The following is a 23,945-nucleotide window of genomic DNA, read 5'->3' on the forward strand; positions in this document are numbered from 1 at the left end:
GAGTGGTTGTCTCGCACATGGACAGACGTGGGTACCTGCGCGCGCTCTGCGCGGGCGGCGCGCTGTCGCTGGCGGGCTGTCTCGGCGGGAGCGACGGCACCGCCCCCGGCGTCGCCGACGGGACGCTGACGGTCGCGGCGGCGACGACGGTCCACGACAGCGGCCTGCTCGCGGACCTCTCCGCCGGGTTCGAGGACGCCTTCGGCGCGTCGGTGCGCGCGGTCGTCCGCGGGACCGGCGCCGCGCTCCGAACCGCCAGCGACGGCGACTGCGACGCCGTGCTCGTCCACGCGCGCCCGCTCGAAGACGAGTTCCTGCGCGCGGGCCACGGCGTCAACCGCCGCGCCGTGATGGGCAACGACTTCCTCGTGGTCGGCCCGTCTGACGACCCCGCGGGAGTGGCCGACCGCGGCCCCCTAGACGCGTTCCGCGCAATCGCCGCCAGCGACACACCGTTCCTCTCCCGCGGCGACCGCTCCGGGACGCACGTCCGCGAGCGACGCATCTGGGAGGCGGCGGGCGTCGAACCCGGCGGCGACTGGTACCGCGAGACGGGGCAGGGGATGGGCGCGACGCTCGTCGCCGCCGACGAGACGGGCGCGTACACGCTGGTCGACCGCGGGACGTTCCTGAACACGGAGACGGGGCTGGCCGCGCACGTCGCCCGCGGCCTCGACGACCCGCCGGACCTGCTGCGCAACGAGTACGCCGTCATCCCCACGAATCCCGCGCGCCACGACGTCGCGTACGCGCTCGCGATGGCGTTCGTCGGCTACCTCACGGGACCGGCCCAGAAGCGAATCGCGGCGTTCCGCGTGGACGGCGAGCCCGCGTTCCGGCCGCTCGCGCGCTCCGAACAGCCGGAGTTCGACCAGTACGCGCCCTCGGAGTGAGCGCGCAGCCCGTCAATCTGCGTTCTCCGGCTGGCTGTGGAAGCGCTTGGGGAGGACGCGGCCGTGGCGGTAGACGACGCCGACGAGGTTCGCGGTGAACGCGACGAAGCCGACGCCGAGCGCGACGCCGCCCGCGAGGCTCGCGGGGGCGGGCGCGACGCCGGCCTGCCCGAGAACCAAAGTGACCGCGCCGAGCGTGACGAGCAGGCCGTCGGCGGCGGCGACGCGGTCGTCGTAGAGGTCGTCTATCATCGGCACCGGCTCGAAGCCGAGGCGGTCGCTGTACCGGTGGACCCAGACGATGAACGGGACGACGTGGTACAGCGACCCCATCACGACGAAGCCGACGACGCCGACGAACAGGAGGTGGACGCCCGCGGTCGGCCCGAACAGCGCGTCCCGGGCGAGCGGCGACGCCAGCCACTCGCGGGCGGCCAGCGGGCTCCACGCCGCGAGCGCGACGGCGACGACGGCGTACCGCGTGAGCATCGGCGTGCGCTCGACGCGGCCCTCGTAGAGCTTCTTCGCGAGCAGGACGGCGAACGCGAGCGCGCCGGCGGCCGTCACGAGGCCGCCCGCGACGGCCAGCGGTCGAATCGCGAACAGCCGGCCGGTCGCGAGCGCGACGACGCCCGCGGGGTAGGCGTACTCGGCGTTCGCGAGCAGCTGGTCGCGGCCCGCGACTTCCGTCTGCGTGAACATCGTCGCGAGCTGGTAGAGCGCGCCGAAGACGGTCGCGAGGATGGCGCCGAACACCGCGAGCGTGGCGTGCGCGCCGACGACCTGCGTCCGGGTCACGCCCGCGAACGGGAGCACGGACATCGAGAGGTCGAACGCCAGCAGGAAGCCGAGCGCGGCGAGCACGACGAAACACGCCAGCGCGAACGCGAAGTGGGCCTCCGTGGCGTCGAACTCCCGGACGGGCGGGAGGGTGCGCGCGAGGTTGTACGCGAACGCCCAGATGCCGAGCACGAGCAGGCCGCCGAAGCCGTGAATCCAGTGCGTGCTGGTGGCGAGGAACGCGCCCGCGAGGCCGGCGACGCCGACGGCGACGAGCGCGAGCGCGAGGTTCGCGAGCCGGCGGGAGTGGACGGGGACGTTCGACCAGACGGGCACGAACTGCGTCATCGCGCCCATGATGGTGAGACACACCCAGCCCGCCAGCAGCAGGTGGACGTGCGCGAGCCGCGCGAGTCCGGGCGCGACGCCGGCGACGTTCGCGAGGCCGACGCCGCCGCCGGCGAGCAGGAACGCGAAGCCGACGAGGAAGTACCGGAGCGGCACCGTCATCGGCGGCTGTCGGTCGGTCGCGAGTCCGGCAGGGACGGCGCTCATGTCTGAACGGTGGTGGTGGCGGCCGGTGCGAGTTCTCCCGAACGTGTTCGGCCCTTCGGGTAGTGTGGGCGCACACTAGGCTTTTGCGAGTGGGCGCCGTACCGACTCGTATGAGCAGCGACTACACCGACGCCGAGAGCAAGGTGTCGGGGAATCAGGCGAACATCCCCGCGCGCATCCGCCGGAAACTCGACATCGACGACGGCGACCGGCTCCGTTGGACTGTCGAGGACGGTGCGGTCCGCGTGGAAGTCGTCCAGCAGGACGCCGGCACGTTCGCGGACTTCGACGGCTACGACGGCGACGCGGAGACGGACGGCACGACGGCACACGACGCGTGGGGCGTCGAGTAGATGCCGCGGGCCGTCCTCGACACGTCAGTCCTGTACGCCGCGGCCTACCGCCGGGACGCGAGACACGACGACGCGCTGCCGATTCTCCGCGGCGTCGACGACGGCACGCTCCCGGAGGGCGTCGTTCCGGAGTTCGTCCTCGCGGAGACGCTGAACGGGCTGACGACCAACGCCGGGCAGGAAGCCGCGGTGGACTTCATGGACCGCATCGAGACGAACCCGCGATTCCACGTCGCGTCGCTGACCGGTGACGCACTCGCGAGAGGGAAAGCCCTGTTCCGCGAGCACGCCTCGTTCTCGTTCGTCGACGCGTGCATCGTCGCCTACATGCAGACCGAGGGACTGGGCTACCTGTACGCGTTCGACGACGACTTCGACCGCGCCGGCGACGTCTACCGGCTCGACACCGCGACCGACCCGTACGGACCGTAGCAGTCAGGCTAGGTCCTTGTCGGCGAACCGCGGGAGGTTGCTCGCGAACTGTTTTATCGCCGTCTCCTCGGCGCGGTGCAGCGTCTCGCTGAGCGTGGACTTGGCGGTGTCCAGTTCCTCCGCGAGGTCGGTGAGCGTGCACTCGCGGGGCGTGTCGTAGTAGCCGGCCTCGATGGCGGCGCCCAGCAGCTCCTGCTGGCGCGGCGTCAGCAGGCGCTCGGAGTCCCCCGACTCGTAGAGGTAGCCGACCTCGAAGTCCATCCCGAAGGCGTCCAGTTGGTCGCGCAGCGCGGAGAGCTTCGCGTGGGGCGCAACGACTTCCAGCGTGGCGGTGCCGTTGGACACTTCGAGCGGCGGCTCCAGCGGGAGCCCGGCCTCCTGGAGCGTCAACAGCAACAGCGGCTCGCTGGTCTCGAACTCGACGAGCACGGAGTCGTCGTCGCGTTCGAGCGGCTCCATGTCCTCGACGCCGTCGGCGTCGTGCATCTCCTTGAGGACGTCGACAACGTCGGGACCGGTGAGTTCCAGCAGCGCGACGCCCTCGTCGTCGTCGGGGAACGCCGCGAGGACGCGGAACAGCGTGTCGGGGTAGCGTGTGGACACCTGAGAGATCCACACCGAGTCGGGCAGGTCGATGGAGAGTTGTGCTCGTGCCATGCGAAGATGTTCGTTCATACTGCCCCCCAGCCTCAAGAAGTATTCCCGAACTTGTTCGGGGGAACGCTGGGGGCGGCGGGGCGCGACGATACAGACATGGCCACGACGACCGACTGGCACGCGCACCTCTCGGAGACGGGCGTGCCGCTGGACCGCGAGCGCGAACTGCTCGACGTCCGCGAGCTGGGGCCGCCGGACCCGCTCGTCGAGACGCTGGAGACGCTGCCGGACCTCGCCGACGACGTGGTGCTCGTGCAGGTCAACGACCGCGCCCCCCAGCACCTCTACCCCAAGCTCGACGACCGCGGCTACGAGTACGCCACCGTCGAGGCCGACGACGCGGTCGTCACGGGCGTCTGGGACGCCGACGGCTGACTACGGGCTCCGCCGCCCGGTCGCGTCCGTCGGGCGGAGTTCGTACCACGTCGCGTCCAGGACCCGCGGGTCGGCGTCGAAGACGCTCATCCCGATGGGCGTCGCCTGCTCGGCGTAGCGCCGCCGGTCGTCCGGCTCCGGCGTCGGAATCTCGGCGAGGACGCCGTCGACGACGACGCTCGACCAGTCGTCGGGCGAGCCGATGTCGTACGCGACGAGAGTCGCCGGCGTCTCCGCGTCGAGGCTGCGCTTCGCGCTCTCCGGCGCGGAGAGCAACTGGAACACGCAGCGGTCGGTGTCCGGGTCGTAGCCGAACGAGACCGGGAACGACTGGGCGTCGTCGGCGTGTATCGTGAGTACGCCGTCGCCGCACGACTCCAGGAACGCGGCGACGTCGTCGGCGCTCATCCGCACCTCTCGCTCGGGGGCGAAGCCGTCGGGAGAAGGCTGGTGAGACATCTAGCGGTGGCCGCTTGTCGGAGACCACGCTTAACCGCCACCGTCGTTCCAACAGTTCGGGAATCGCTCCCGACGGACGAATTAACAACTCGACCGCTCTCGTTTATTACAATCTCCTATCTACCGCCGGAAGAATAACAGCCGAATTAATAACTGGTCGTCTCGTAGCTCCAGCTAACATGACCGACGACTCCCCCGGCGGCGAACCCGCCACCCTGACCGCCCGGCTGTCGGTCCCCGACATGGACTGTCCCTCCTGCGCCGGCAAAGTCGAGCACGCCCTCGAAGGCGTCGCCGGCGTCCAGTCCTTCGATACACAGCCGACGACCGGCCGCGTCGTCGTCACCTACGACCCCGGCGAGGCCGACGAAGCCGAACTGGTCGCGGCCGTCGAGGCCGCTGGCTACGAGGTGACCGGCCGGTCCGGCGAGAGCGAGGGCGAGCGCACCGAGGCCGCCGAACCGGATTCGGTGTGGACGAGTCCGCGCGCGCTGAAGACGTGGGCCAGCGGCGTCCTCGTCGCCGCGGGCTTCCTCCTGGAGTTCCTGCTCCCCGGCTCGAACGCCGCGGTCGCGGAACTGCTCGGCAGCGACGTGTTGCTCTCGGACGCCGCGTTCCTCGGGGGCATCCTCATCGCGGGCCAGCCCATCGTCCGCGGCGGCTACTACTCGCTGAAGAGCCTGAATCTGGACATCGACCTGCTGATGTCCGTCGCCATCCTCGGCGCCGTCGCCGCCAGCGTCGCGTTCGGCGAGCGCCTCTACTTCGAGGCGGCGACGCTCGCAGTCCTGTTCAGCGTCTCCGAACTCTTAGAGTCGTACTCGATGGACCGCGCGCGCAGCTCCCTCGAAGAGCTGATGGAGCTCTCCCCGGACGAAGCGACAGTCCTGCGTGACGGCGAGGAAGTCACCATCCCCGTCGAGGACGTCCGCGTCGGCGACCGCGTGGTCGTCCGGCCCGGCGAGAAGATTCCGATGGACGGCGTGGTCGTCGAGGGCGAGAGCGCGGTCAATCAGGCCCCGATTACGGGCGAGAGCGTCCCCGTGGACAAGACCGACGGCGACGACGTGTACGCGGGCACCATCAACGAGGCGGGCTACCTCGAAGTGCAGGTCACGGCGGAGGCCACGGAGAACACGCTCTCGCGCATCGTCGAGATGGTCGAGGACGCGCAGGCCAACCAGACCGAGCGCGAGCAGTTCGTCGAGCGCTTCGCCGCCTACTACACGCCCGCTGTCGTCGGCGCCGGCATCCTCGTCGGCGTCGTCCCGCCGCTGCTGTTCGGCGCGTCGTGGCCGACGTGGATTCTCCGCGGGCTCACGCTGTTCGTGCTCGCCTGTCCCTGTGCGTTCGTCATCTCCACGCCCGTCTCGGTGGTCTCGGGCGTCACGAGCGCCGCGAAGAACGGCGTGCTCGTGAAGGGCGGCAACCACCTCGAAGCGATGGGCGCCGTCGAAGCCGTCGCGTTCGACAAGACGGGGACGCTCACGAAGGGCGAACTCACCGTCACCGACGTCGTGCCGCTGGGCGACAACACCGACGAGGACGTGCTGCGGTGCGCGCGCGGCCTCGAATCCCGCAGCGAGCATCCCATCGGGGACGCCATCGTCGAGCACGCCGACGACCGCGGCATCGAGGGCCGCGCGGTCTCGGAGTTCGAGAGCGTCACCGGGAAGGGCGTGCGCGCGGACCTCGACGGCACCACCCACTACGCGGGCAAACCCGGCTACTTCGCGGACCTCGGGTTCGACCTCTCGCACGTCCACGCCGCCACCGACGGCGGCGTCGTCACGCAGAAGACCCGCGACCTCTGCGAGCGCAACGACTGCGTGGACCTCCTCGAAGACCTCGTGCCCGAACTCCAGAGCGAGGGGAAGACGGTCGTCCTCGTCGGTACGGACGACGAACTGGAGGGCGTCATCGCGGTCGCCGACGAGGTCCGCCCCGAGGCGAAGGCCGCCGTCCAGCGCCTCCGCGACCTCGGCGTCGAGCACACCGTGATGCTCACCGGGGACAACGAGCGGACTGCCGGCGCCATCGCCGAGCAGGTCGGCGTCGACGAGTTCCGCGCGGAACTGCTCCCCGAGCAGAAAGTCAAGGCCGTCGAGGACCTCACCGACGAGTACGAGGCGGTCGCGATGGTCGGGGACGGCGTCAACGACGCGCCCGCCCTCGCCACCGCCACCGTCGGCGTCGCGATGGGCGCAGCGGGCACGGACACCGCCCTCGAAACCGCGGACATCGCGCTGATGGGCGACGACCTCACGCGCCTCCCGTACCTCTACGACCTCTCGGGCCGCACGAACGGCGTCATCAGGCAGAACGTCTGGTCGAGTCTCGCCGCGAAAGCAGTTCTCGCCGCGGGCGTCCCGCTCGGCTTCGTCCCCATCTGGGTCGCCGTGCTCGTCGGCGACGCCGGGATGACCACCGCCGTCACCGGGAACGCGATGCGGCTCTCGCGCGTGAAACCCGAACTCGACGCGGACGGGAGCGAGTAGCTCCCTCGCGTCTTCGCCGTCTTCGACGGGGTACTGGAGGTGCTGACAGAAAAGTAGCGGCCGCGCTACCCGCCCGTCTCGTCGGTGTCCGGTTCGGAGATTCGGAGCGTGGCGATTCGCGACCCCTCGACGCTCGTCACCTCGAACTCGTAGCCGTCCACCGCGACGCTGTCGCCGACTTCCGGGCCTCGGTCGAGCCGGTCGAGGACCAATCCGGCGACCGTCTCGACGGCCGCGTGTTCGAACTCCGCGCCGAGCACGTCGTTGACGTCGGCCAGCGAGACGCCGCCGTCGATGTCGTAGCTGCCGTCCTCGCGGCGCCGAATCGACGGCTCGCGGTCGTCGACGTCGAACCCGTCGCGGAGGTCGCCGACGACGGCTTCGACGACGTCCTCGACGGTCGCGATTCCCTCGAAGGCGCCCCACTCGTCGATGACCGCGGCCATCTGCTGGTGTTCCGAGCGGAACTGCACCAGCAGGTCGTTGATGGTCGTGGTTTCGGGCACCACGAGGACGTCGCGCGCGATGTCGCCGGCCGTCGTCCCGTCGTCGCGCTCGCTCGCTCGAAGCACGTCTTTGACGTCCACGAAGCCGATTACTTGGGTGGGGTCGTCGGCCTCGACGACGGGGTAGCGGGTGTGCCCCGCCTCGAAGACCGTCTCGCGGAGGTCCGACAGCGTGGCGTCCGCGGGCACGCTCACCACGTCCGGCTGCGGGACCATGACCTCGCGGACGGCGGTGTCGTCGAGCTCGAAGACGCGCTCTATCATCGCGACTTCCGCGACGTCGACGTCGCCCTCTTCGCCGGACTGCGCCAGCACTCGCCGGATTTCGCGCTCACCGAGCGTCTCGTCGGACTCGGAGGCCGGCGGGACGCCGAGCATGTGGGTGAACCGGTTCGCCGCGCCGTTGAAGACGACGATGCCCGGGTAGAAGAGGTAGTAGAAGAACTTCATCGGCGGCGCGAGGTACAGCGAGAACCGCTCGGTCTGCGCGATGGCGAACGTCTTCGGCGCGAGTTCGCCGAAGACGACGTGCAGGAACGTGATGACCGAGAAGCCGATTGCCACCGCGACGAGGTGGACGAGCGTCGCTGGGAGCAGCGACCCCAGAACTGGTTCGATGAGCGCCGCGACGGCGGGTTCGCCGGCCCACCCCAGCCCGAGTGAGGCGAGCGTGATTCCGAGTTGCGTGACCGCGAGGTAGTTGTCGAGGTCCGTCATCACGTCCTGGAGCGCGCCGGCGCCGGCTCGCCCCTCCTCGGCGAGTTGCTCGACCGACGTCGCGCGGACCCGCACGAAGGCGAACTCCGCGGCGACGAAGAACCCGTTCAACACCACGAGGAACAGCGCGAAGAGGAACTTCGCGACGGAGATACCGAGCTCCGCCATCAGTATTCCCCGCTCCGCGAGTCAGTCTCTCGACAGAAAGCCATACCAGACCGTCCGCCCGGCAGTCACAAAAAAGGCCGTGCTGGCCGTTAGTCGTCGGCGGGCGCGTCCGGGTCCGCGCCCCGACCTCACCATCCCGCAGACGAGTCCAGCGGGAGCAAGTCCCGACGGACGAGCGCTCGCTGGCCGAACGGGGAAGACAGGAGGTCGAGGAACGCCCGTTCGCGAGCGTCCGTCTCCCCGACAGTGTACAGGTGGACGTCGTCTACCGTGGGGTAGTCCGCGTCGTAGATGTCCGCGCGCTCGCCGTCGACGACTACGTCCAGCGTCGGCACGCCGCGAGCGCGCGCCAGCCCGACGCCCGAGGCCGGAACGACCCCGAGCGCGTCGTCCCGTTCGGCCGCGACTGTCACTAGCTGGCTCGCCTGTCCGGCCCGGTAGTCGAGTTCGGGGACGGTGTCGCCGGCGAGGAGGAACGCCTCGTACGCGGGGTCCCAGTCGCCGGAGACGTCGGGACCGAGGAAGACGAACGGTTCGGCGTCGGGACCGCCGAACGCCCGCCACGAGGTGACGTCGCCGGCGAACACGCGACGGAGCTGGTCGACGGAGAGAGACTCGATGCCCGCCTCGGCGAGCGCCGGCGAGACGACGAACACCCACCCGTCCCGACCGACGGGGTGGCGAACGACGGCGTCTGCCCGACCGCCGACGTACTCCGTCGGTTCCGCGTCGTACCAAGGTGAGCCGAGCCCCGCCGCGTCAACGGTTCCGTCGGCGAGCGCCCCGCCGGACTCCTCCAGGGCTGCGAGTCCGGTCGCCACGCGGAACGGCGGGTCGGCTCGCTCGCCCGAGCGGGACAGTTCAGCGGCCGCGGCGAAGTGGTCGGCTAGGCGGTCGTCGAACGACGGCTGCGCTCCCAACTGGGCCCAGACGAGCCGGTCGGACGTCGGTTCCGGGTTCGCGTTCCACAGGCCCGCGCCGCGCTGGACGGCGTCTGCGAGCGTCCCGGACGTCTGGACCGTCAGTAGCTCGGCGCTCGACTGGTCGTTCCCGGTAGCCGATGGTGTCGTCGCGGTGCCGGGCCGTCCGTCGGCTTCCGACGAGGAGTTCGTACGCGACCCGCTGCCGAGTGACGAACAGCCCGCTAGCGCGCCGAGGAACGAGGTGCCGGCGGCTACGAGCCCGCGGGGCGTCCGGGCGCGGTCCGAGGACGAATTTGCATCACTGGAGGGCACGTGAGCGGGTACCGACCGAGCGGTATTGAATCTGTGTCCCGATTGAAACGCTCGGCAGCCGTTCGTTCCACCGCCGAACGGAGCGCGTGTGGCAATCAGTCGTCGGCGGGCGCGTCCGGGTCCGCGCCGCTGTCCGCGAGCGTCACGTCGACGGCGGCGGCCTTGTACTCGGGAATCTTCGCGCGCTCGTCGAGCACGTCGTTCGTCAGCACGTTCGCGGAGGCGTCCGCGAAGTGCGGCGTCGTCCACACCACGCCCTCCTTGATGGCCTCCGTGACGTTCGCGCGGAGCGTGATTTCGCCGCGCCGCGACCGGAGCGTCACGCTGTCGCCGTCCGCGACGCCGTACCGCTCGGCGTCGGCGGGGTGGACGTCCACGAAGTTCTCGGGGTGCTGGCGGGAGAGCGTCGCCGAGCGCCGGCTCATCGTCCCCGTGTTGTAGTGCTCTTCGAGGCGCGCGGTCGTCAGAATCAGGGGGTACTCGTCGTCGGGCGTCTCTCTGGGCGGCTGGTGGCGCACGCCCTCGATTTGCCCGCGGCCGCTGGGCGTGTCGAACGAATCAGCGTAGAGGAACTGGTCGCCCTCGTCGCCGGGCTCGTAGCACGGCCAGTGCAGGCCCTCCTCGCCGAGCGCGTCGTAGGTCATCCCGTGGTAGATGGGACAGACCTCGCGTAGCTCTTCGAACACTTCCTCGGGGCCGTCGAAGTCGAAGCCGGCGTCCTCGCCGAACAGCCGCGTGCCGACCTCGGTGAGGATGTCGAGGTCGTGGCGGGTGTCATCGTGGACCTTCTCGACGCCGCGCATGCGCTGGACGCGGCGGTCCGTGTTCGTGACGGTGCCGCCGCGCTCGGCCCACGTCGTCGCCGGGAGCACGACGTCCGCGTACTCGACGGTCTCCGTCGGGAAGATGTCCTGCACGACGACGAACTCCGTCTCGTCGAGGAGGTCGGCCACCCGGTCGGCGTTGGGCTCGCTCATCACGGGGTTCTCGCCCATGACGTAGAGGCCGTGGACGGTGTCGCCGACGCTGTGCGTGATTTCGACGTTCGTGAGGCCGGGCTCGCTGGGAATCTCGAACCCCCAGACGTCCTCGACGGCCTCGCGGGCTTCGTCGTCGTCCACGGGCTGGTACCCGGGGAGGACGTTCGGCATCGCGCCGACGTCGCTGGCGCCCTGCACGTTGTTCTGCCCGCGGAGCGGGTTCACGCCCGTGCCGGGCCGCCCGAGGTTCCCGGTGGCGAGCGCGAGGTTGATCTCGTTCTGGACGTTGTCCACGCCGCAGGCGTGCTGGCTCATCCCCATCCCGGTGAAGATGGCGGCGTTGTCCGCCGTCGCGTACGCTTCCGCCGCGCGCTCGATGTCTTCGAGGGGAACGCCGCACTCCTCGGCGGCGGCCGCCTTGTCGAAGTCCGCTAAGGTCTCCCGGAGGTCCTCGATGCCCTCCGTGCGCTCGGCGACGAACTCCTCGTCCACCCAGCCGTTGTCCAGCACCGTCTTCAGGACGGCGTTCAGCAGCGGGATGTCCGTCCCCGGCTCTAGCTGGAGGTGCATGTGGCGGTCCGACTCCTCGATTTCGAACGACTCCGTGGTCTTGTTCGCGTGCGGGTCCACCTGAATCACGGTCGCGCCGTCCAGCACCGCCTGCCGGAAGTACTGGCTGTTCGCGATTGGGTGCTGTTCACCGGGATTGGCGCCCTGAATCCAGAAGACGTCCGCTTCGTCGCGGAGGTCGGCCATGCTGTTGGTCATCGCGCCCGCGCCGAGGCTCTCGCGGAGCGCGTACACCGTCGAGGCGTGGCACATCCGCGTGCAGTTGTCCACGTTGTTCGTGCCGAAGCGCCGCGCGAGCTTCTGGAGGAGGTAGTTCTCCTCGTTCATCGTCTTCGAGGACGCGTAGAAGCCCATCCCGTCCGGGCCGTGCTCGTCCCGAATGTCCTCCATTTCGGCGACCACGAGCGAGAGGGCTTCGTCCCACGTCGCCTCGCGGAGGTCGCCGTCCTCCCGAATCAGTGGCTCGGTCAGCCGGTCCTCGTGGTCCACGACTTCCGTAGCCGCGCCGCCCTTGATGCAGACGCGGCCCTCGTTGACCGGCGCCTCGCCCCACGGCGCGAACGACACGTCCCCCGGCTCGTCGCCCTGCCGGACGCTGATGCCACAGCCCACGCCGCAGTACGGGCAGATGGTCTTCGTGGATTCGTCAGTCGACACGACACATCGCCCCCGCGAGTGCTCCCGTCATGTGCGAATATCTAGCAAGCGCGGACAAGAATCTTTCCGCGATGCCGAGCCGGCGGGAACCGCTCAGGCGCGGGGCGCCTCCAAGAAGTCGAGGTCGACGGCGTCCACGGAGACGAACTCCGCGACGAACTCGGTGGCGGGCTCGTGGTAGACCTCCGCGGGCGGCCCGACCTGTTCGAGCGCGCCGCCGTTCATCACCGCGATGCGGTCGCACATCGCCATCGCCTCGGCTTGGTCGTGGGTGACGTAGAGGGCGGTGACGTCGAGCCGGTCGAGGAGGTCGCGCAGCTCCGAGCGCAGCCGGGTCTTGAGCTTCGCGTCGAGGCCGGTCATCGGCTCGTCCAGCAGGAGAATCTCGGGCTCGATGGCGAGCGCGCGGGCGACGCCGACGCGCTGCTGTTGGCCGCCCGACAGCGACGCCGGGTCGCGGTCCCGCAGCTCCGCGATGTCCAGCAGTTCCAGCAGCTCGTCGACGCGGCGCTGTCGCTCTTCCTGCTCGACGCCGTGCATCCGCGGGCCGAACGCGACGTTCTCCGCGACGGTCATGTGCTCGAACAGCGCGTACGACTGGAACACCAGCCCGACGTTGCGGTTCTCCGGCGGGACGTGCGTGACCTCGCCGTCGTCGAAGTAGACGCCGCCCGCGTCGGGCGTCTCGAAGCCCGCGACCGTCCGCAGCGTGGTGGTCTTCCCACAGCCCGAGGGGCCGACGACGCCGAGCGTCTCGCCGTCCGGTACCGTCACGGAGACGTCGTCTATCGCGGTCGTGTCGCCGTACGCCTTCGTCACCGAGTCGAGTGTTACACGTGCCATAGTCAGTCGCCTCCGATAGCGTCGAAACCGCGGTTCCCGAGCCGCTGGAGCGCCACGGTGACCGCGACGACGATGCAGAAGAACAGCGACACGGCGGCCGCGGCCTTCGGGAACGCGCTGTTCGAGATGTGGCGCTGGAGGAACAGCGCCAGCGGCTGGGTGCCCTTCGCGTAGACGATGTACGAGAAGTTGAACTCCGCGGCCGCCAGCGTCCAGCAGACGATGGCGCCCGCGAGGATGCCCGAGCGCGCCTGCGGCACGACGACCGTGAGGAACGTCCGCGGCCACGACGCGCCCAGCGACCGCGCGCTCTCCTCGATGCGCCGCAGGTCCATCGACTCGAACTCGCTGCGCACCGCCATCACCATGAACGGCGCCTTCAAGAGCGAGTAGCCGACGACGAGGCCGAAGCTCGTCGCCGAGAGGTCCGGGTACGCGCGCAGGAACGCGACGCCGAGCACGACCCCCGGAACGAGCGGCAGCACGGAGAACGCGTCCACCCACTCCTTGCCGCGGAAGTCGTAGCGCGCGACGGCGTACGCGATGGGGACGCCGACGACGAGGTTGATGGCGACGCCGCCGAGCGCGAGCGCGACGCTGAACGCCAGCTCCGCGGGCACCTGAATGCCCAGCCCGTTCGGCAGCGCGACCAGCGTCGTCCACCCCATGCTGCGCTGGGAGCCGATGGTGTCCGCGAGCCCCAGCACCACCCGCCAGTTGTCCAGCGTGCCCAGTCCCTCGGGGACGACGCCGGTCATCCGCGTGGCGAACGACCCGACGAACGTGTACACGACCGGGAGAATGAGGAACGCCAGCGTCGCCACCAGCACGGCGACGACGGCCGCGCGGCCGAACCGCCGGGAGGGCGCGACCCGGCGCTCGGCGGGCGCGTCGGCGCTCACAGCCCCACCTCCGCTTCGGTGTACCGGAGCGCGAGCGCGGTGAACGCGAACGCGAACACGAAGTACGCCATCGCCATCGCGCCCGCCACCCGGAGGTTGAAGCCGGGCCCCAGTTCCCGGGAAATCTGGAGCGTCCAGACGACGAGGCTCTGAATCACGAGCAGCGTGCCGAAGATGGCCAGCGCGGTGCGGAACGTGAGCACGAGCGCGCCCGTGATGGCGGGCCGAATCGCGGGGAAGGTGACGTACCGGAACGTCTGGAACGGGGTCGCGCCGAGGCTCTGGGCGGCCTCCGCGGGGCGGTCGTCGACCTCCGCGTACGCGCCCCGGAGGATGAGCGTGGCGCGCGGAATCATCGAGTAGAGGTACGCGAGGAACAGCCCGCCGGTGGTCGTGCCGAACGCGAGGTCCAGCGGGCTGGCCGCCGAGAACGCCGCGACGACGCTTGTGGCGAGCCCGGAGTTCCCGACGAGCACGAGCACCATGAACGCCGCGACGATGCCCGGCAGGCTGATGGGGAACGACACGAGCGTCACGAGCAGGTCGCTGGCGGGCAGGTCGTAGCTTTCGAGGGCGTGTGCGATGGGGACGGCGAGCCCGACTGCCGTCACCGTCGTCGCGGCGGCGAACCACAGCGTGTTGACCGCGACGCCGCGGTAGTAGGGGTCCGTGAGCAGCGTCTCGTAGGCCGCGAGCGTGAACCCGACCGAGTCGTAGGTCTGCGTGGAGACGCTGATTCGCGCGACCTCCGCGAGCGGGTAGACGCCCGCGACGACCGCGAGCGCGGCGAACGGCAGGCACAGCGCGATGACGCGGCGGCGCTCGCGGTCGCGCTCCGTGACCGGCGCGAGCAGCCAGCCCGGGACGGTCACGCTGTCGGCGAGCCGACCCGCGACGGACATCAGAGCCCCGCGCCCCGCGTTATCTCCTGGATGATGGACTCCTGCTGGTCGACGAGCGCGCCGTAGTCCACCTGGAACTCCGTGCGGTCGTACTCGGCGCTGTCGATGAACTCGTCGGGGAGTTCGAGCTCGTCGGCGCGAATCGGGCGGACGTACGCGTCGAGGAACTGCTGTTGGCCCTCCAGCGAGAGCACGTAGTCCATGAACAGCTTCGCGGCCTCGGGGTTGGGCGCGTCTTCGAGGAGCGCGTAGCCGTAGGGCATGTTGAGCGCGCCCTGATTGCCGTTCTCGCCGCCGAGCAGCGCGACGCCGACGTTCTCCTCGGCGACCTCCTCGTTGTTGTACTTGAGGTCCAGCCCGGAGTAGTCGTAGCGCACGAACGTCGCGTACTCGCCGCGGGAGAACTGCGCGAGGAAGTTGTCCGTGAACTCCGCGCCGCCGTCCAGAATCTCCCCGTAGTAGTCGATGACGGGCTGGAGGTCGTCCATGCTGCCGCCGCGGGCGTTGTTGATGGACAGCGCCGCGGCGAGCCCGACGGCGGCCTGCGGCGTCTGGAGCGCGAGGTCCTGCGTGATGTCGGGGTGGAGGAGGTCCTCCCACGTCTCGGGCTCGTCGAGGCCGCGCTCCTCGTAGATGTCCTTGCGGTAGGTGACGGCGGTGGTGACGCGCCGGGTGGCGGTGACGTGGTGGTCGTCGGTCTTCAGGGCGTCGGGCACCTGCTCCCAGCCCTGCGGCTTGTACGCCTGCGTGAAGCCGTCGTTGCGGGCGACGATGCCGTACGTGTACCCGCCGTTGTACCCCGAGTGGGTCATGTTGTTCTCGTGGGAGCGCATGTGCGTCAGCGCCTCCCCGGAGGAGCGGTCGTCGTCGTTGACCGCGACGCCGTACTCGCCCTCGAAGGACTCCATGACCGACGGCCAGTTCATCCAGCCGGACTGCACGCAGTAGAAGTAGAGCGTCTCGGGGAACGCCGACGCCTCGACGGTCGTCTCGTACTCCCCGGTGCCGACGGTGTAGGTGTCCGAGCCGCCACCGCCGGACGCGTCGTTGCTGGCGTTCTCGGTGACGCAGCCGGCGAGACCGGCGGCCGCGAGCGCGCCCAGCGAGCGAACCACGTTGCGACGTGTGTCGGGCATCGTCTGGGCGAACTCCGACGCCCCTCAAACGCGTTTATAATAGGCTTGTTGACGTATCCGGGCGGCTCGTCGCCAGGCGTGTGTCAAAAAGTGCCAAACGTAGGGTCGTTACCGGACCTTCTCGGCGAACTCCTCGCGCACCTTCGCCACCTTCGGCGCGACGTTCACTGAGCAGTACGCCTGATTCGGGTGCTTCTCGAAGTAGTTCTGGTGCTTGTCCTCCGCGCGGTAGAACGTCTCAAGCGGTTCGATTTCGGTGACGATGTCGTCCTCGTAGGCGTCCGCGGCTTCCAGCTCCTCGACGAACGCCTCCGCGAGGTCGCGCTGGTCGTCGTCGTGGGAGAGGATTATCGAGCGGTACTGCTCGCCGACGTCGGGCCCCTGCCGGTTCAGCGTCGTCGGGTCGTGGACCTTGAAGAACACTTCGAGGAGGTCCTCGTAGGCGAGCTCGTCCGTGTCGTACTCGACCTGCACGACCTCCGCGTGGCCGGTCGTGCCGTTGCAGACCTCGCGGTACGAGGGGTCTTCGACGTGGCCGCCGGCGTACCCCGAGGTGACGTCGGTGACGCCGGCGAGCTGTTCGAACGCCGCTTCCACGCACCAGAAACACCCGCCGCCGAACGTCGCAGTCTCGGTCATGCGCGAACGTTGGTGGGCCCGGCAGTTAACAGACCCGACACCGGCGTCAGAGCGCGAACACGAGCGCGGCGGTGAGGACCGCCGCCAGCAGCACGCTCGCGGCCGTGATTTTCGCGGCGTACAGTCGGTCGGCGCGGCGGTTCGCGGCGTCCGGGACGTCCCCGCGGTCGTCCCCGAAGGCGTACTGGCCGACCATCGCCAGCCGCACGCAGAACGACTCGTGGGACTGGAACGCCCACTCGAAGCCGACCGCCAGCGGGACGAACACGACGAGCAACAGCGGCTCCGGGAGGCCGCCCGCGAGGTACGCGGCGACCACCGCGGCGGCCGTGAGGAACGCCAGCGCGGCGATGCGAGCGCGCCGCTGGCGCTGCTCGCTGCCGATGTTACACTGGCCGGGACGGTAGTCAGTCACGCTCTCACTTCGCGCGGACGGGGGGAGAAGGTTGCGCCTCTCGCGACGCCTGCTGGTAGTTACGCCGACGCGTCGTAGCCGGCGTCCTCGACCGCGGCGACGAGAGCGTCGGCGTCCGCGTCACCCTCGACGTCGGCGGCGTCGCGTTCGCGGTCCGCGCTCGCGGACTCGACGCCCGCGACGCCTTCGAGCGCGTCTTCGACGGTCGATTCGCAGCCGCCACAGCTCATCCCTTCGACGGTGATGGTACGGGACATACGCGTCCGTAGGTCCCGCCGTCCTAATGCAGTTTCGCCTCACGACGTTCGGCCAGCCGCCCGCTCGGAGTTTGGATTCGAGCGTCGAACGCCGCAATCGCTTTGTGTTCGTGTCTCCGACTCTCGGGCATGTCCGACCTCGACGAGACCGACCGCCGCATCCTCGAACTGCTGGCGGCGGACGCCCGCCGCCCGTACAGCGACATCGCCGACGACGTGGGGCTGTCCGCACCCGCCGTCTCCGACCGCGTGGCGAACCTCCGCGACAGCGGCGTCATCGAGCGGTTCACCGTGGACATCGACCGCTCGCGGCTCCGCGAGGGCGCCAACGTCCTCGTGGAGCTGTCGGTCCCGCCGGGAGACGTCGACGCCGTCCGCGAGGCCGTCGGCGGCGCGGACGCCGTCGAACACGTCTTCGTCACCGCAAGCGGCGACGTGGTGTGTTCGGCCCGGCTCCCGGTCGAGGACGTGCGCTCGTGGGTGACCGAGACGGTCGGCACCGAGCGCGTCCGCGACTACGACGTGACGCTGCTCGCGGACGCGGAGTGGCACCCCAGCGTCGGCGAGGAGTTCGCGATGGCGTGCGCGGAGTGCGGGAACACCGTCACCAGCGAGGGCGAGACCGCGCGCATCGACGGCGACCGCTACCACTTCTGCTGTTCGTCGTGTCAGGCGCGCTTCGAGGAGCGCTACGACCGCCACGACGCCGAAGCCTAACGGCTAAGCCGCCGCGGCAGCGACTCCACCTGTGCGCCGGAACGCGTTCGTCTCCCGTTCGCTACTGTTGTTCGCGCTCGTCGCGGCGAGCTTCGTCGTCCTCGGGTTCGGCCGGCTGGTGCTCCCGTACCGCGTCGCGCGCCTGCTCGCCGCGCCGCTGCTGTTCGCGGGCGCCGTCCTCGCGGTCGTACTCGTCGCGCAAGCGGCGCTGGCGGCGGTCGGGATTCTGGACGTGGACTGACAGCACGCCCACCGCACCCTCCGAATCATATACGTGGCGTGGCGGCCAACGGGCAGACAAATGAGCGACGCCTCCGGTCCCGACGCGCGCCGCGCCCTCCTCGCCGTCGTCTTCGCGGTCGGCCTCGTCACCGCCGCAGCGGCCGCGCCGGCGCTCGCCGGGCAGGCCCCGCTGGGCGGCCTCGACTCGCCGCCCGCGCCCGGCGACGTGCCAGAGCTCCTGCGTCAGATTCCGGGCGCGGACGCGCTCCTCGGGGACGCGAACGGCCAGCCCGGGGACTTCGAGTTCGGCGCGTCCGCGTTCGGCGCGCTCACGCCCGGCGAGACCGCCAGCGTCGGCGGGCCGATGTCGCCCGGCCAGCGCGCGAACGCGACGGAGACGCACTTCGTCGCGGAGGCAGACGAGTCGCGGTACTGGCGGACGGAAGCGTACACCACCTACACGGGGTCGGGCTGGGAGCGCCAGCAGGTCAACCGCGTCCAGCCGCCCCGCCCCGTCACGGAGCGGCCGATCGAGTGGAACGAGGTCACGCTGCGCCGGCCCGCGACCTCGCTGCCCACGCCGTGGCGGCCGATAAACCTCACGTGCGCGGGCGGCTGTCCGTCGGTGTCGCTGACGCCGACCAGCGGCATCAGCGCGAGCGCGGCGTTCACCGAGGGGCAGACGTACCGCGTGCAGAGCATCGAGGCGCTGTCCGCGCCGAGCGTGCTCGACGACGTGCGCGTCGCGGGCAGCGTCGTCGACACCGAGTACACGACCGTCGAGACGACCGACCGCGTGCGCGAGCGCGCCGCCGAGGTAGTCGGGGACGCGGACAACCGCTACGATGCCGCGCGCCGCGTCGAACAGTACCTCGAAGCGAACAAGACGTACTCGCTGACCGACGTGCCCGAGCCCGGCGACCAAATCACCGACCAGTTCCTCTTCGAGCAAGACGCGGGCTACTGCGAGTACTTCGCGACCGCGATGACGACGATGCTGCGCGCGCAGGACGTGCCAGCGCGCTACGTTGTCGGCTATGCCGGCGGCGAGTACGTCGGCGACGGCAAGTACCTCGTGCGCGGCGCCGACGCCCACGCGTGGGTCGAGGTTTACTTCGAGGACGTCGGCTGGGTGCGCTTCGACCCGACGCCCGGCGACGCCCGCGAGAGCGCCCGCGACGAACTCCACGAGGACGAGCGCGACTTCGAGGTGTCGCTGAACCGGACCGCGGTGCCCGGCGAGCGCGTGACCGCGACCGTGACGACCGCCGGCCTGCCCGCGCGCAACGTCGCGCTCGTCGTGAACGGCGACCGCGTCGGGCAGACGGACGCGAACGGTACGGTCGCGTTCACCGTCCCGTACGCCGAGCAGTTGCGCGTCAGCGTCGAAACGACGGTGAACGTCACGGCGTCCAGCGGCTCGCTGGCGTCCGCGCCCGTCGGCGGCGACCGCGCGTACAGCGTCGCGTCGCCGGCAGTCGCCCAGCAGGACGACGGCAACGACTCCGCGCAGACGCTCGACGTGAACGCGGACGTGCGGTTCTCCTTCGACGGCGACGTCGAACCCGGCGCCGAGCGCACGCTCACCGTCACCGTCGCGGGCCGGCCGTTCCCGGACGCCGCGGTCAGCGTCGGCGGCGTCGAGCAGGGCCGCACGGACGAGAACGGCCGCATCGCGGTCCAGATTCCCGAAGACGCCAGCGGCGTGCTCGACGTCACGGCGTCCCGCGACGACCTCAGCGAGACGACGACCTACCCCGTGGACGACCTCGCCGTCGCGGTGTCCCCGTCGCTCGTCGCGCCGCTCCCCGGCACGACCGCCACCGCTCGCGTCACGTCGGGCGGGGAGCCGGTGAGCGGTGCGGCCGTCACGGTCGCCGGGGAGGCCGTCGGCGAAACCGACGCGGACGGCACCGTCGCCTTCGAGATACCGCTGACGCGCGCGCCGGCGGTCGTCGCGACGGCCAGCGAGAAGACCACGACCGCGTACCTCGGGTGGGTGCTGCCCTCGGCCGCGGCCGCCGTGCTCGCGGCGCTCGGCGCGCTCGCCGGCGTCGTGCTGGCCGCGCAGAAGCGCGGTCTCACGCCCCGGAGCATCGCGAGCGCTCTTGTCGCCGCCGCGCGCGGCGCTACGTCCTACGTCGTCGGCGCGCTCGTCGGCCTCACGGACTCGCTGGACGACCTCGCGGCCGAGTTCCGAGCGGCCACGGCGGACGGCTGGCGCGGCGTGCTCGCGTGGTTCGCGTCCCTCCCCGGGCGCGTCCGGCTTCCGGACGTCCGCGGCTGGCTCGCCGGACTCGCCGCGACCGCGGGCGTCGGACGCGAACGCGACGCCGGCGCGGCCGGCGAGCCGCGAGCCGAGACGAACGCGAATACGGATAGAGGACGCCTGCAGGCGGTGTGGCGGCGGTTCGTCGCGGTCGTCGGCGTCGAGCGCTGGGAGACGAAGACGCCCGCGGAGGTCGCCCGGGAGGCCGTCGAGCGCGGGTTCCCGGAGCGGCCCGTGGACGCGCTCACGGCCGCGTTCCGGGACGCCGCGTACGGCGGGCGCGCGGAGGACGCACGGCTCGACCGCGCGGAGGAGGCGCTGGACTCGGTGCGCGGCGCCGACCGCGAGGAGGACGAACCGTGACCGCGCTCCGCAGGACGGTGCTGGCGGCGGTCGGCGTCGCCGGCGTCGCGGTCGCCGTCGGCGTGGTCGTCGGGGTCGCGCCCGCGTCGCTGGTCGGCGCGGCGAGCGGGCTGGACGCGACGCTCGCGACCGGGGTCGTCGGCGCGGCGCTCGTCGGGTACGCGCTCCGGCGGCGCCGACAGTCCGAACCGGAGGCGACCCCGTCGCTGGCGGACGCGGGCAGTGAGACGGCCGCGGCCGACCCCGGCCAGCCGGTCGACGGCGCGCTGGACCGCATCGCGGACGGCGACGACGCCTTCGCTCGGGACGCGCGGCCGCGAGTCCGCGAGCGGATTCGCGAGACGGCGGTGCGCGCGTGCGAGCGGCAAGCCGGGACGCGAGGCGACGCCGCGGCCGCCGTCGCGCGCGGCGAGTGGACCGACGACCCGGTGGCGGCGGCGTTCCTCGGCGACGAGCGCGCGCCCCGGTACCCGCTCCGCGAGCGCCTGCGCGGGTGGGTCAACCCCGGACGGGCGTTCCGGCGGCGCGTCGAGCGCACCGTCGACGCCGTCCACGACGCCGCCACGGAGGGGTCGCGGTGAGCCAGTCGCGGTTCACCGGCGGCCTGCTGGCGGCGCTCGCGCTCGCCGGCGCCGGCGTCGCGAGCGGGCGCGCGGCGCTGTTCGTCGCCGCCGTGATTCCGCTCGCGTTCGTGCTGTACGGCGCGCTCTCGGCGCCCCGCGGCGGCGACCCGATTCGCGCGACCCGCGACCTCTCCGCGGACTCGCCGCTGCCCGGCGACCGCGTGACCGTCGAACTCACCGTGGAGAACGTCGGCGGAAGCGCGCTCCCGGACGTCCGCGTCGCCGACGGCGTCCCCGGCGACCTCCGCGTGGTGGACGGGTCGCCGGACGCCGCGCTCGCGCTCCCAGCCGGGGGCACGGCGACCGTCGAGTACACCGTGGTCGCGGACCGCGGGCAGTTCCCGTTCGACGCGCCGACGGTCCGTATCCGCGGCGCGAGCGCGACGAACGCCCGCACGGTCGAGGCGCCCGTGAACGGCGCGGACGAACTGAACTGTCGGGTGAGTGTCGCGGACGTGCCGCTGCGGCGGCAGACGACCGCGCACGCCGGCACGCTCCCGACGGACTCCGGCGGGCCGGGCATCGAGTTCCACTCGACGCGCGAGTACCAGCGCGGCGACCCCGCGAGCCGCATCAACTGGCGGCGCTACGCGAAGACCGGCGAACTCTCGACGGTGAACTACCGGGAGCGGCGCGCGGCCGCCGTCGTGCTCGCCGTGGACGCCCGCGACGCCAGCGACGCGACCGCGCACGCCGGCACGCCGTCGGGCGCGTCGCTGTCCGCGTACGCCGCCGCGCGCGCGGTGGAGCCGCTCGAATCAGCCGGCCACCGCGTCAGCCTCGCGGTGTTCGGCATCGACGACCCCGTGACCGGCGGGACGGACCCCGCGTGGGTGCCGCCCGGCACGGGCGACGCGCACCACGCGCGCATCGCGGCCGTGCTCGACGCCGCCGTCGAAGCGCGAACGGACGACGCGACGCCGGAGGGCGGCGCGGTCGAAGCCGAGTCGGAGCCGGCCGCCGCGGCCGACGGCGGGAGCCGGCCCGACGCCGGCGACGACGCGCGAATCGACCGGCTCGCCGACCGCGTCCCGGCGGGCACGCAGGTCGTCGTCTGCTCGCCCGCGCTCGACGCGTTCCCGGTGGCGCTGGTGCGCCGCCTCGCGGCCGACGGCCACCACGTCACCGCGGTCAGCCCGGACGTCACCGCGACGGACACGCCCGGACGCACGCTCGCCGCCGCCGACCGCGCGCTCGCGCTCTCCGACGTCCGGGCCGCCGGCGCGAGCGTCGTCGACTGGGCGCCCGACGAACCGCTCGCCAGCGCGGTCGCCCGCGCGACGACGACGATTCGCGGGGGGAAGCGATGAGCACCGAGCCCGTGCGCCGGCCGACGCTCGTCGCCGGCGCCGCGATGGTCGCGGTCGTGCTGTTCGCCGTCAACGACGCGCGCGCCACGTACGGACTGCTGGCGTTCCTCGCGGCCGCGGGCGGCGGCGTGCTCGCGGTGGCCACCGGGCTAGCGACGCGCGAGGAGCCGCTGGCCGTGTTCGCGGCGTCCGTGCTCGCGCCCGCCGGCGGCGTCGCCGTCCTCGCGGCCGCGGGGCTCTCGGCGGCCGACTTCCCCCTGCTCGCGGACGTGCTCGACCCGCTGGTCGTCGTCGCGCTCGCCACCGCGGGCTTCGGCGCGACCGCGGCGTTCACGGGCGGCGTCGGCGGCGGCGCGGTCGGCCGCGCGTTCTCCGTCGTCGTCGCGACCACGATTCTCCCGTTCTTCGCGACGGTCGCCGCGCTCGCGGGGCGCGTCCAGCGGGACGTCGGCGTCCTCGGCGAGTTCGGGGACGCCCTCGGCGCAATCGCCGCGCTCGTCCACTCGCCGACGGGCACCGCGGTCGACGTGGTCGTGTTCTTCGTGCTGGTCGCGGCGACGGCGCGCGCGCTCGCCGCCGGCGCGGCGGCCGCGCCGCTGGTCGAACTCGCACCCCGCGAGCGCCGCGAGGCGGCGGCGCGGGCGAAGCGGCTCGTCGTCGCCGCCTGTCTGACCGTCTGGCGGCTGTTCGCGTTGAGCTGGGCGGTCGTCTTCGTCGCGTTTGCCTCCGGCGTCGCTGAGCGCGTCGTCGCGCAGCTGCCCGCCAGCCTCGTCTCGCTGGTCGGCGCGCTCGCGTCCTCGGGCGTCGTCCGCGCGCTCATGCTCGCCGCAATCGCCGCGTCCGTGCTCGTCGTCGCCGCGCTGCGGGTTGCGCGCCTCGCGACCGGCGACCACCGCGAGAGCCTGCGTCGCGTCGCACCTGCCGCAGGCGGCGGCGTGCTGGCGGTGGTCGTCGGCGTCCTGTTCGCGGGCCGCGTCGTCGCGGCGGTCCGGCGTGCGCTCCCCCAGCAGGCGCGCGCGAACTTCGAGCCCGTCGTCGCGACGTTCGGCGAGCCGGCGCTCGCGCTGGTCGGCCTGCTGGCGCCGCTGGCTGCGCTCTCCGGGCTCCTGCTGGCGTTCGCGGGGCTGGGCTGGCTGCGCGTGATTCCCCAGCGCAGCGCCCCCGCGGCGGTCGCCGCCGGCGGCCTCGTGGTCGCCGCGGCCGCCGCAGGGATGCAGGACGCGCCCCGCGAGTTCGTGTTCGCGCTCGTCGCCGCGGGGATGGTCGCGTGGGACGTCGGCGAGTACGGCGTCGGCGTCGCCGCGGAGGTGGAGCGGCACGCGCCGACCGCTCGCGCGGAGGTGGTCCACGTCGCCGCGGCGGTCGCCGTCGGCGTCCTCGCGTACTACGCGGCCACGCTCGTCGGCGGAATCGCGGCCGGGTTCCAGCCGCCGGACGCGAGCGCGGCGCTGGTCGCGCTCGTCGCCGCCGGCGTCGGACTGGCGGCGCTGGTCGGCGCGCTCGCGGAGTGAA

24 protein-coding genes are annotated in these 23,945 nt (G+C 71.7%); 11 read left to right on the top strand and 13 right to left on the bottom strand.

Annotation, left to right across the window (positions count from 1 at the left end; translation table 11 throughout):
- Window positions 1-17: 17 nt before the first annotated feature.
- On the top strand, window positions 18-893 hold the full coding sequence (locus ABSL23_RS13315; protein WP_353634087.1) for a substrate-binding domain-containing protein: 876 nt from the start codon (window positions 18-20) through the stop codon (window positions 891-893).
- A 12-nt stretch (window positions 894-905) separates the two neighbouring features.
- On the opposite strand, the gene ABSL23_RS13320 is transcribed toward ABSL23_RS13315, so the two are convergent.
- The gene (locus ABSL23_RS13320) at window positions 906-2,228 is read right to left on the bottom strand and encodes a hypothetical protein (RefSeq protein WP_353634088.1); all 1,323 of its coding nucleotides are present in this window, start codon (window positions 2,226-2,228) and stop codon (window positions 906-908) included.
- Between the two features lie 110 nt (window positions 2,229-2,338).
- Between ABSL23_RS13320 and ABSL23_RS13325 the strand changes: the two genes are divergently transcribed.
- Both ABSL23_RS13325 and ABSL23_RS13330 read left to right on the top strand, forming a co-directional pair.
- The gene (locus ABSL23_RS13325; protein ID WP_059057122.1) at window positions 2,339-2,581 is read left to right on the top strand and encodes an AbrB/MazE/SpoVT family DNA-binding domain-containing protein; all 243 of its coding nucleotides are present in this window, start codon (window positions 2,339-2,341) and stop codon (window positions 2,579-2,581) included.
- Window positions 2,582-3,013 carry a PIN domain-containing protein gene (locus ABSL23_RS13330; protein WP_353634089.1) on the top strand — a complete coding sequence of 144 codons (432 nt, stop codon included), beginning with the start codon at window positions 2,582-2,584 and terminating at the stop codon, window positions 3,011-3,013.
- Between the two features lie 3 nt (window positions 3,014-3,016).
- Here the strand turns inward: ABSL23_RS13330 and ABSL23_RS13335 are convergent, their stop codons facing one another.
- Entirely contained in the window at window positions 3,017-3,670 is a 654-nt protein-coding gene (locus ABSL23_RS13335) for a helix-turn-helix domain-containing protein (RefSeq protein WP_059057124.1), read from the bottom strand.
- Between the two features lie 96 nt (window positions 3,671-3,766).
- Between ABSL23_RS13335 and ABSL23_RS13340 the strand changes: the two genes are divergently transcribed.
- Window positions 3,767-4,045, top strand: coding sequence for a DUF2249 domain-containing protein (locus ABSL23_RS13340; protein WP_353634090.1), 279 nt, complete (start codon window positions 3,767-3,769; stop codon window positions 4,043-4,045).
- Here the strand turns inward: ABSL23_RS13340 and ABSL23_RS13345 are convergent, their stop codons facing one another.
- Complete coding sequence (locus ABSL23_RS13345; protein WP_353634091.1) at window positions 4,046-4,504, bottom strand: pyridoxamine 5'-phosphate oxidase family protein; 459 nt, start codon at window positions 4,502-4,504, stop codon at window positions 4,046-4,048.
- A 179-nt stretch (window positions 4,505-4,683) separates the two neighbouring features.
- On the opposite strand from ABSL23_RS13345, the gene ABSL23_RS13350 reads away from it, so the two are divergent.
- Window positions 4,684-7,002, top strand: coding sequence for a cation-translocating P-type ATPase (locus ABSL23_RS13350; protein WP_353634092.1), 2,319 nt, complete (start codon window positions 4,684-4,686; stop codon window positions 7,000-7,002).
- 65 nt (window positions 7,003-7,067) lie between these two features.
- Here the strand turns inward: ABSL23_RS13350 and ABSL23_RS13355 are convergent, their stop codons facing one another.
- From ABSL23_RS13355 to ABSL23_RS13400, 10 genes are all read right to left on the bottom strand, one after another.
- Window positions 7,068-8,393, bottom strand: coding sequence for a hemolysin family protein (locus ABSL23_RS13355; protein ID WP_353634093.1), 1,326 nt, complete (start codon window positions 8,391-8,393; stop codon window positions 7,068-7,070).
- Window positions 8,394-8,521: 128 nt separating this feature from the next.
- Complete coding sequence (locus tag ABSL23_RS13360; protein WP_353634094.1) at window positions 8,522-9,628, bottom strand: substrate-binding domain-containing protein; 1,107 nt, start codon at window positions 9,626-9,628, stop codon at window positions 8,522-8,524.
- Between the two features lie 95 nt (window positions 9,629-9,723).
- The gene (gene fdhF, locus ABSL23_RS13365; RefSeq protein WP_353634095.1) at window positions 9,724-11,835 is read right to left on the bottom strand and encodes a formate dehydrogenase subunit alpha; all 2,112 of its coding nucleotides are present in this window, start codon (window positions 11,833-11,835) and stop codon (window positions 9,724-9,726) included.
- A gap of 93 nt (window positions 11,836-11,928) precedes the next feature.
- Complete coding sequence (locus tag ABSL23_RS13370; RefSeq protein WP_353634096.1) at window positions 11,929-12,678, bottom strand: ABC transporter ATP-binding protein; 750 nt, start codon at window positions 12,676-12,678, stop codon at window positions 11,929-11,931.
- Window positions 12,679-12,680: 2 nt separating this feature from the next.
- Window positions 12,681-13,508 carry an ABC transporter permease subunit gene (locus ABSL23_RS13375; RefSeq protein WP_353635384.1) on the bottom strand — a complete coding sequence of 276 codons (828 nt, stop codon included), beginning with the start codon at window positions 13,506-13,508 and terminating at the stop codon, window positions 12,681-12,683.
- Between the two features lie 68 nt (window positions 13,509-13,576).
- Window positions 13,577-14,482, bottom strand: a complete 906-nt coding sequence (locus ABSL23_RS13380; RefSeq protein WP_353634097.1) for an ABC transporter permease subunit — start codon at window positions 14,480-14,482, stop codon at window positions 13,577-13,579.
- Window positions 14,482-15,618 carry an extracellular solute-binding protein gene (locus ABSL23_RS13385; RefSeq protein WP_353634098.1) on the bottom strand — a complete coding sequence of 379 codons (1,137 nt, stop codon included), beginning with the start codon at window positions 15,616-15,618 and terminating at the stop codon, window positions 14,482-14,484. Before ABSL23_RS13385 ends, ABSL23_RS13380 begins: the two co-directional genes overlap by 1 nt.
- A 108-nt stretch (window positions 15,619-15,726) precedes the next feature.
- Window positions 15,727-16,257 (bottom strand): peptide-methionine (S)-S-oxide reductase MsrA, encoded by a 531-nt coding sequence (gene msrA, locus ABSL23_RS13390; protein ID WP_353634099.1) that lies wholly within the window; start codon window positions 16,255-16,257, stop codon window positions 15,727-15,729.
- A gap of 46 nt (window positions 16,258-16,303) precedes the next feature.
- Window positions 16,304-16,672, bottom strand: a complete 369-nt coding sequence (locus tag ABSL23_RS13395; RefSeq protein ID WP_353634100.1) for a hypothetical protein — start codon at window positions 16,670-16,672, stop codon at window positions 16,304-16,306.
- Window positions 16,673-16,731: 59 nt separating this feature from the next.
- A complete protein-coding gene (locus tag ABSL23_RS13400; protein ID WP_059057134.1) occupies window positions 16,732-16,929 on the bottom strand; it encodes a heavy metal-associated domain-containing protein in 198 nt (65 codons plus the stop codon).
- Window positions 16,930-17,058: 129 nt separating this feature from the next.
- Here ABSL23_RS13400 and ABSL23_RS13405 point away from each other — a divergent pair, with 129 nt between their 5' ends.
- The 6 genes from ABSL23_RS13405 to ABSL23_RS13430 are packed head-to-tail and all read left to right on the top strand — an operon-like array spanning window position 17,059 to window position 23,944.
- Window positions 17,059-17,646, top strand: a complete 588-nt coding sequence (locus tag ABSL23_RS13405; RefSeq protein ID WP_353634101.1) for an AsnC family transcriptional regulator — start codon at window positions 17,059-17,061, stop codon at window positions 17,644-17,646.
- A 31-nt stretch (window positions 17,647-17,677) separates the two neighbouring features.
- A complete protein-coding gene (locus ABSL23_RS13410; protein WP_353634102.1) occupies window positions 17,678-17,887 on the top strand; it encodes a hypothetical protein in 210 nt (69 codons plus the stop codon).
- A 60-nt stretch (window positions 17,888-17,947) separates the two neighbouring features.
- On the top strand, window positions 17,948-20,500 hold the full coding sequence (locus ABSL23_RS13415) for a transglutaminase domain-containing protein (protein WP_353634103.1): 2,553 nt from the start codon (window positions 17,948-17,950) through the stop codon (window positions 20,498-20,500).
- A complete protein-coding gene (locus ABSL23_RS13420) occupies window positions 20,497-21,081 on the top strand; it encodes a hypothetical protein (protein ID WP_353634104.1) in 585 nt (194 codons plus the stop codon). The genes ABSL23_RS13415 and ABSL23_RS13420 overlap by 4 nt, the downstream gene beginning before the upstream one ends.
- A complete protein-coding gene (locus ABSL23_RS13425) occupies window positions 21,078-22,433 on the top strand; it encodes a DUF58 domain-containing protein (RefSeq protein WP_353634105.1) in 1,356 nt (451 codons plus the stop codon). The genes ABSL23_RS13420 and ABSL23_RS13425 overlap by 4 nt, the downstream gene beginning before the upstream one ends.
- Window positions 22,430-23,944, top strand: a complete 1,515-nt coding sequence (locus ABSL23_RS13430; RefSeq protein ID WP_353634106.1) for a hypothetical protein — start codon at window positions 22,430-22,432, stop codon at window positions 23,942-23,944. The genes ABSL23_RS13425 and ABSL23_RS13430 overlap by 4 nt, the downstream gene beginning before the upstream one ends.
- The last annotated feature ends 1 nt before the right edge of the window (window position 23,945 follow it).

The sequence above is a fragment of the Halobacterium sp. NMX12-1 genome (genome assembly GCF_040435975.1).
Classification (GTDB): domain Archaea; phylum Halobacteriota; class Halobacteria; order Halobacteriales; family Halobacteriaceae; genus Halobacterium; species Halobacterium hubeiense.

Bases quoted from the DNA above. Each gene is read 5' to 3' on its own strand.
- ABSL23_RS13430 (WP_353634106.1), top strand. From the start codon at position 22,430: ATGAGCACCGAGCCCGTGCGCCGGCCGACGCTCGTCGCCGGCGCCGCG.
- ABSL23_RS13315 (WP_353634087.1), top strand. From the start codon at position 18: ATGGACAGACGTGGGTACCTGCGCGCGCTCTGCGCGGGCGGCGCGCTG.
- ABSL23_RS13340 (WP_353634090.1), top strand. From the start codon at position 3,767: ATGGCCACGACGACCGACTGGCACGCGCACCTCTCGGAGACGGGCGTG.
- ABSL23_RS13385 (WP_353634098.1), bottom strand. From the start codon at position 15,618: ATGCCCGACACACGTCGCAACGTGGTTCGCTCGCTGGGCGCGCTCGCG.
- ABSL23_RS13370 (WP_353634096.1), bottom strand. From the start codon at position 12,678: ATGGCACGTGTAACACTCGACTCGGTGACGAAGGCGTACGGCGACACG.
- ABSL23_RS13345 (WP_353634091.1), bottom strand. From the start codon at position 4,504: ATGTCTCACCAGCCTTCTCCCGACGGCTTCGCCCCCGAGCGAGAGGTG.
- ABSL23_RS13405 (WP_353634101.1), top strand. From the start codon at position 17,059: ATGTCCGACCTCGACGAGACCGACCGCCGCATCCTCGAACTGCTGGCG.
- msrA (WP_353634099.1), bottom strand. From the start codon at position 16,257: ATGACCGAGACTGCGACGTTCGGCGGCGGGTGTTTCTGGTGCGTGGAA.
- ABSL23_RS13330 (WP_353634089.1), top strand. From the start codon at position 2,582: ATGCCGCGGGCCGTCCTCGACACGTCAGTCCTGTACGCCGCGGCCTAC.
- ABSL23_RS13325 (WP_059057122.1), top strand. From the start codon at position 2,339: ATGAGCAGCGACTACACCGACGCCGAGAGCAAGGTGTCGGGGAATCAG.
- ABSL23_RS13355 (WP_353634093.1), bottom strand. From the start codon at position 8,393: ATGGCGGAGCTCGGTATCTCCGTCGCGAAGTTCCTCTTCGCGCTGTTC.
- ABSL23_RS13335 (WP_059057124.1), bottom strand. From the start codon at position 3,670: ATGGCACGAGCACAACTCTCCATCGACCTGCCCGACTCGGTGTGGATC.
- ABSL23_RS13415 (WP_353634103.1), top strand. From the start codon at position 17,948: ATGAGCGACGCCTCCGGTCCCGACGCGCGCCGCGCCCTCCTCGCCGTC.
- ABSL23_RS13320 (WP_353634088.1), bottom strand. From the start codon at position 2,228: ATGAGCGCCGTCCCTGCCGGACTCGCGACCGACCGACAGCCGCCGATG.
- ABSL23_RS13350 (WP_353634092.1), top strand. From the start codon at position 4,684: ATGACCGACGACTCCCCCGGCGGCGAACCCGCCACCCTGACCGCCCGG.
- ABSL23_RS13400 (WP_059057134.1), bottom strand. From the start codon at position 16,929: ATGTCCCGTACCATCACCGTCGAAGGGATGAGCTGTGGCGGCTGCGAA.
- ABSL23_RS13380 (WP_353634097.1), bottom strand. From the start codon at position 14,482: ATGTCCGTCGCGGGTCGGCTCGCCGACAGCGTGACCGTCCCGGGCTGG.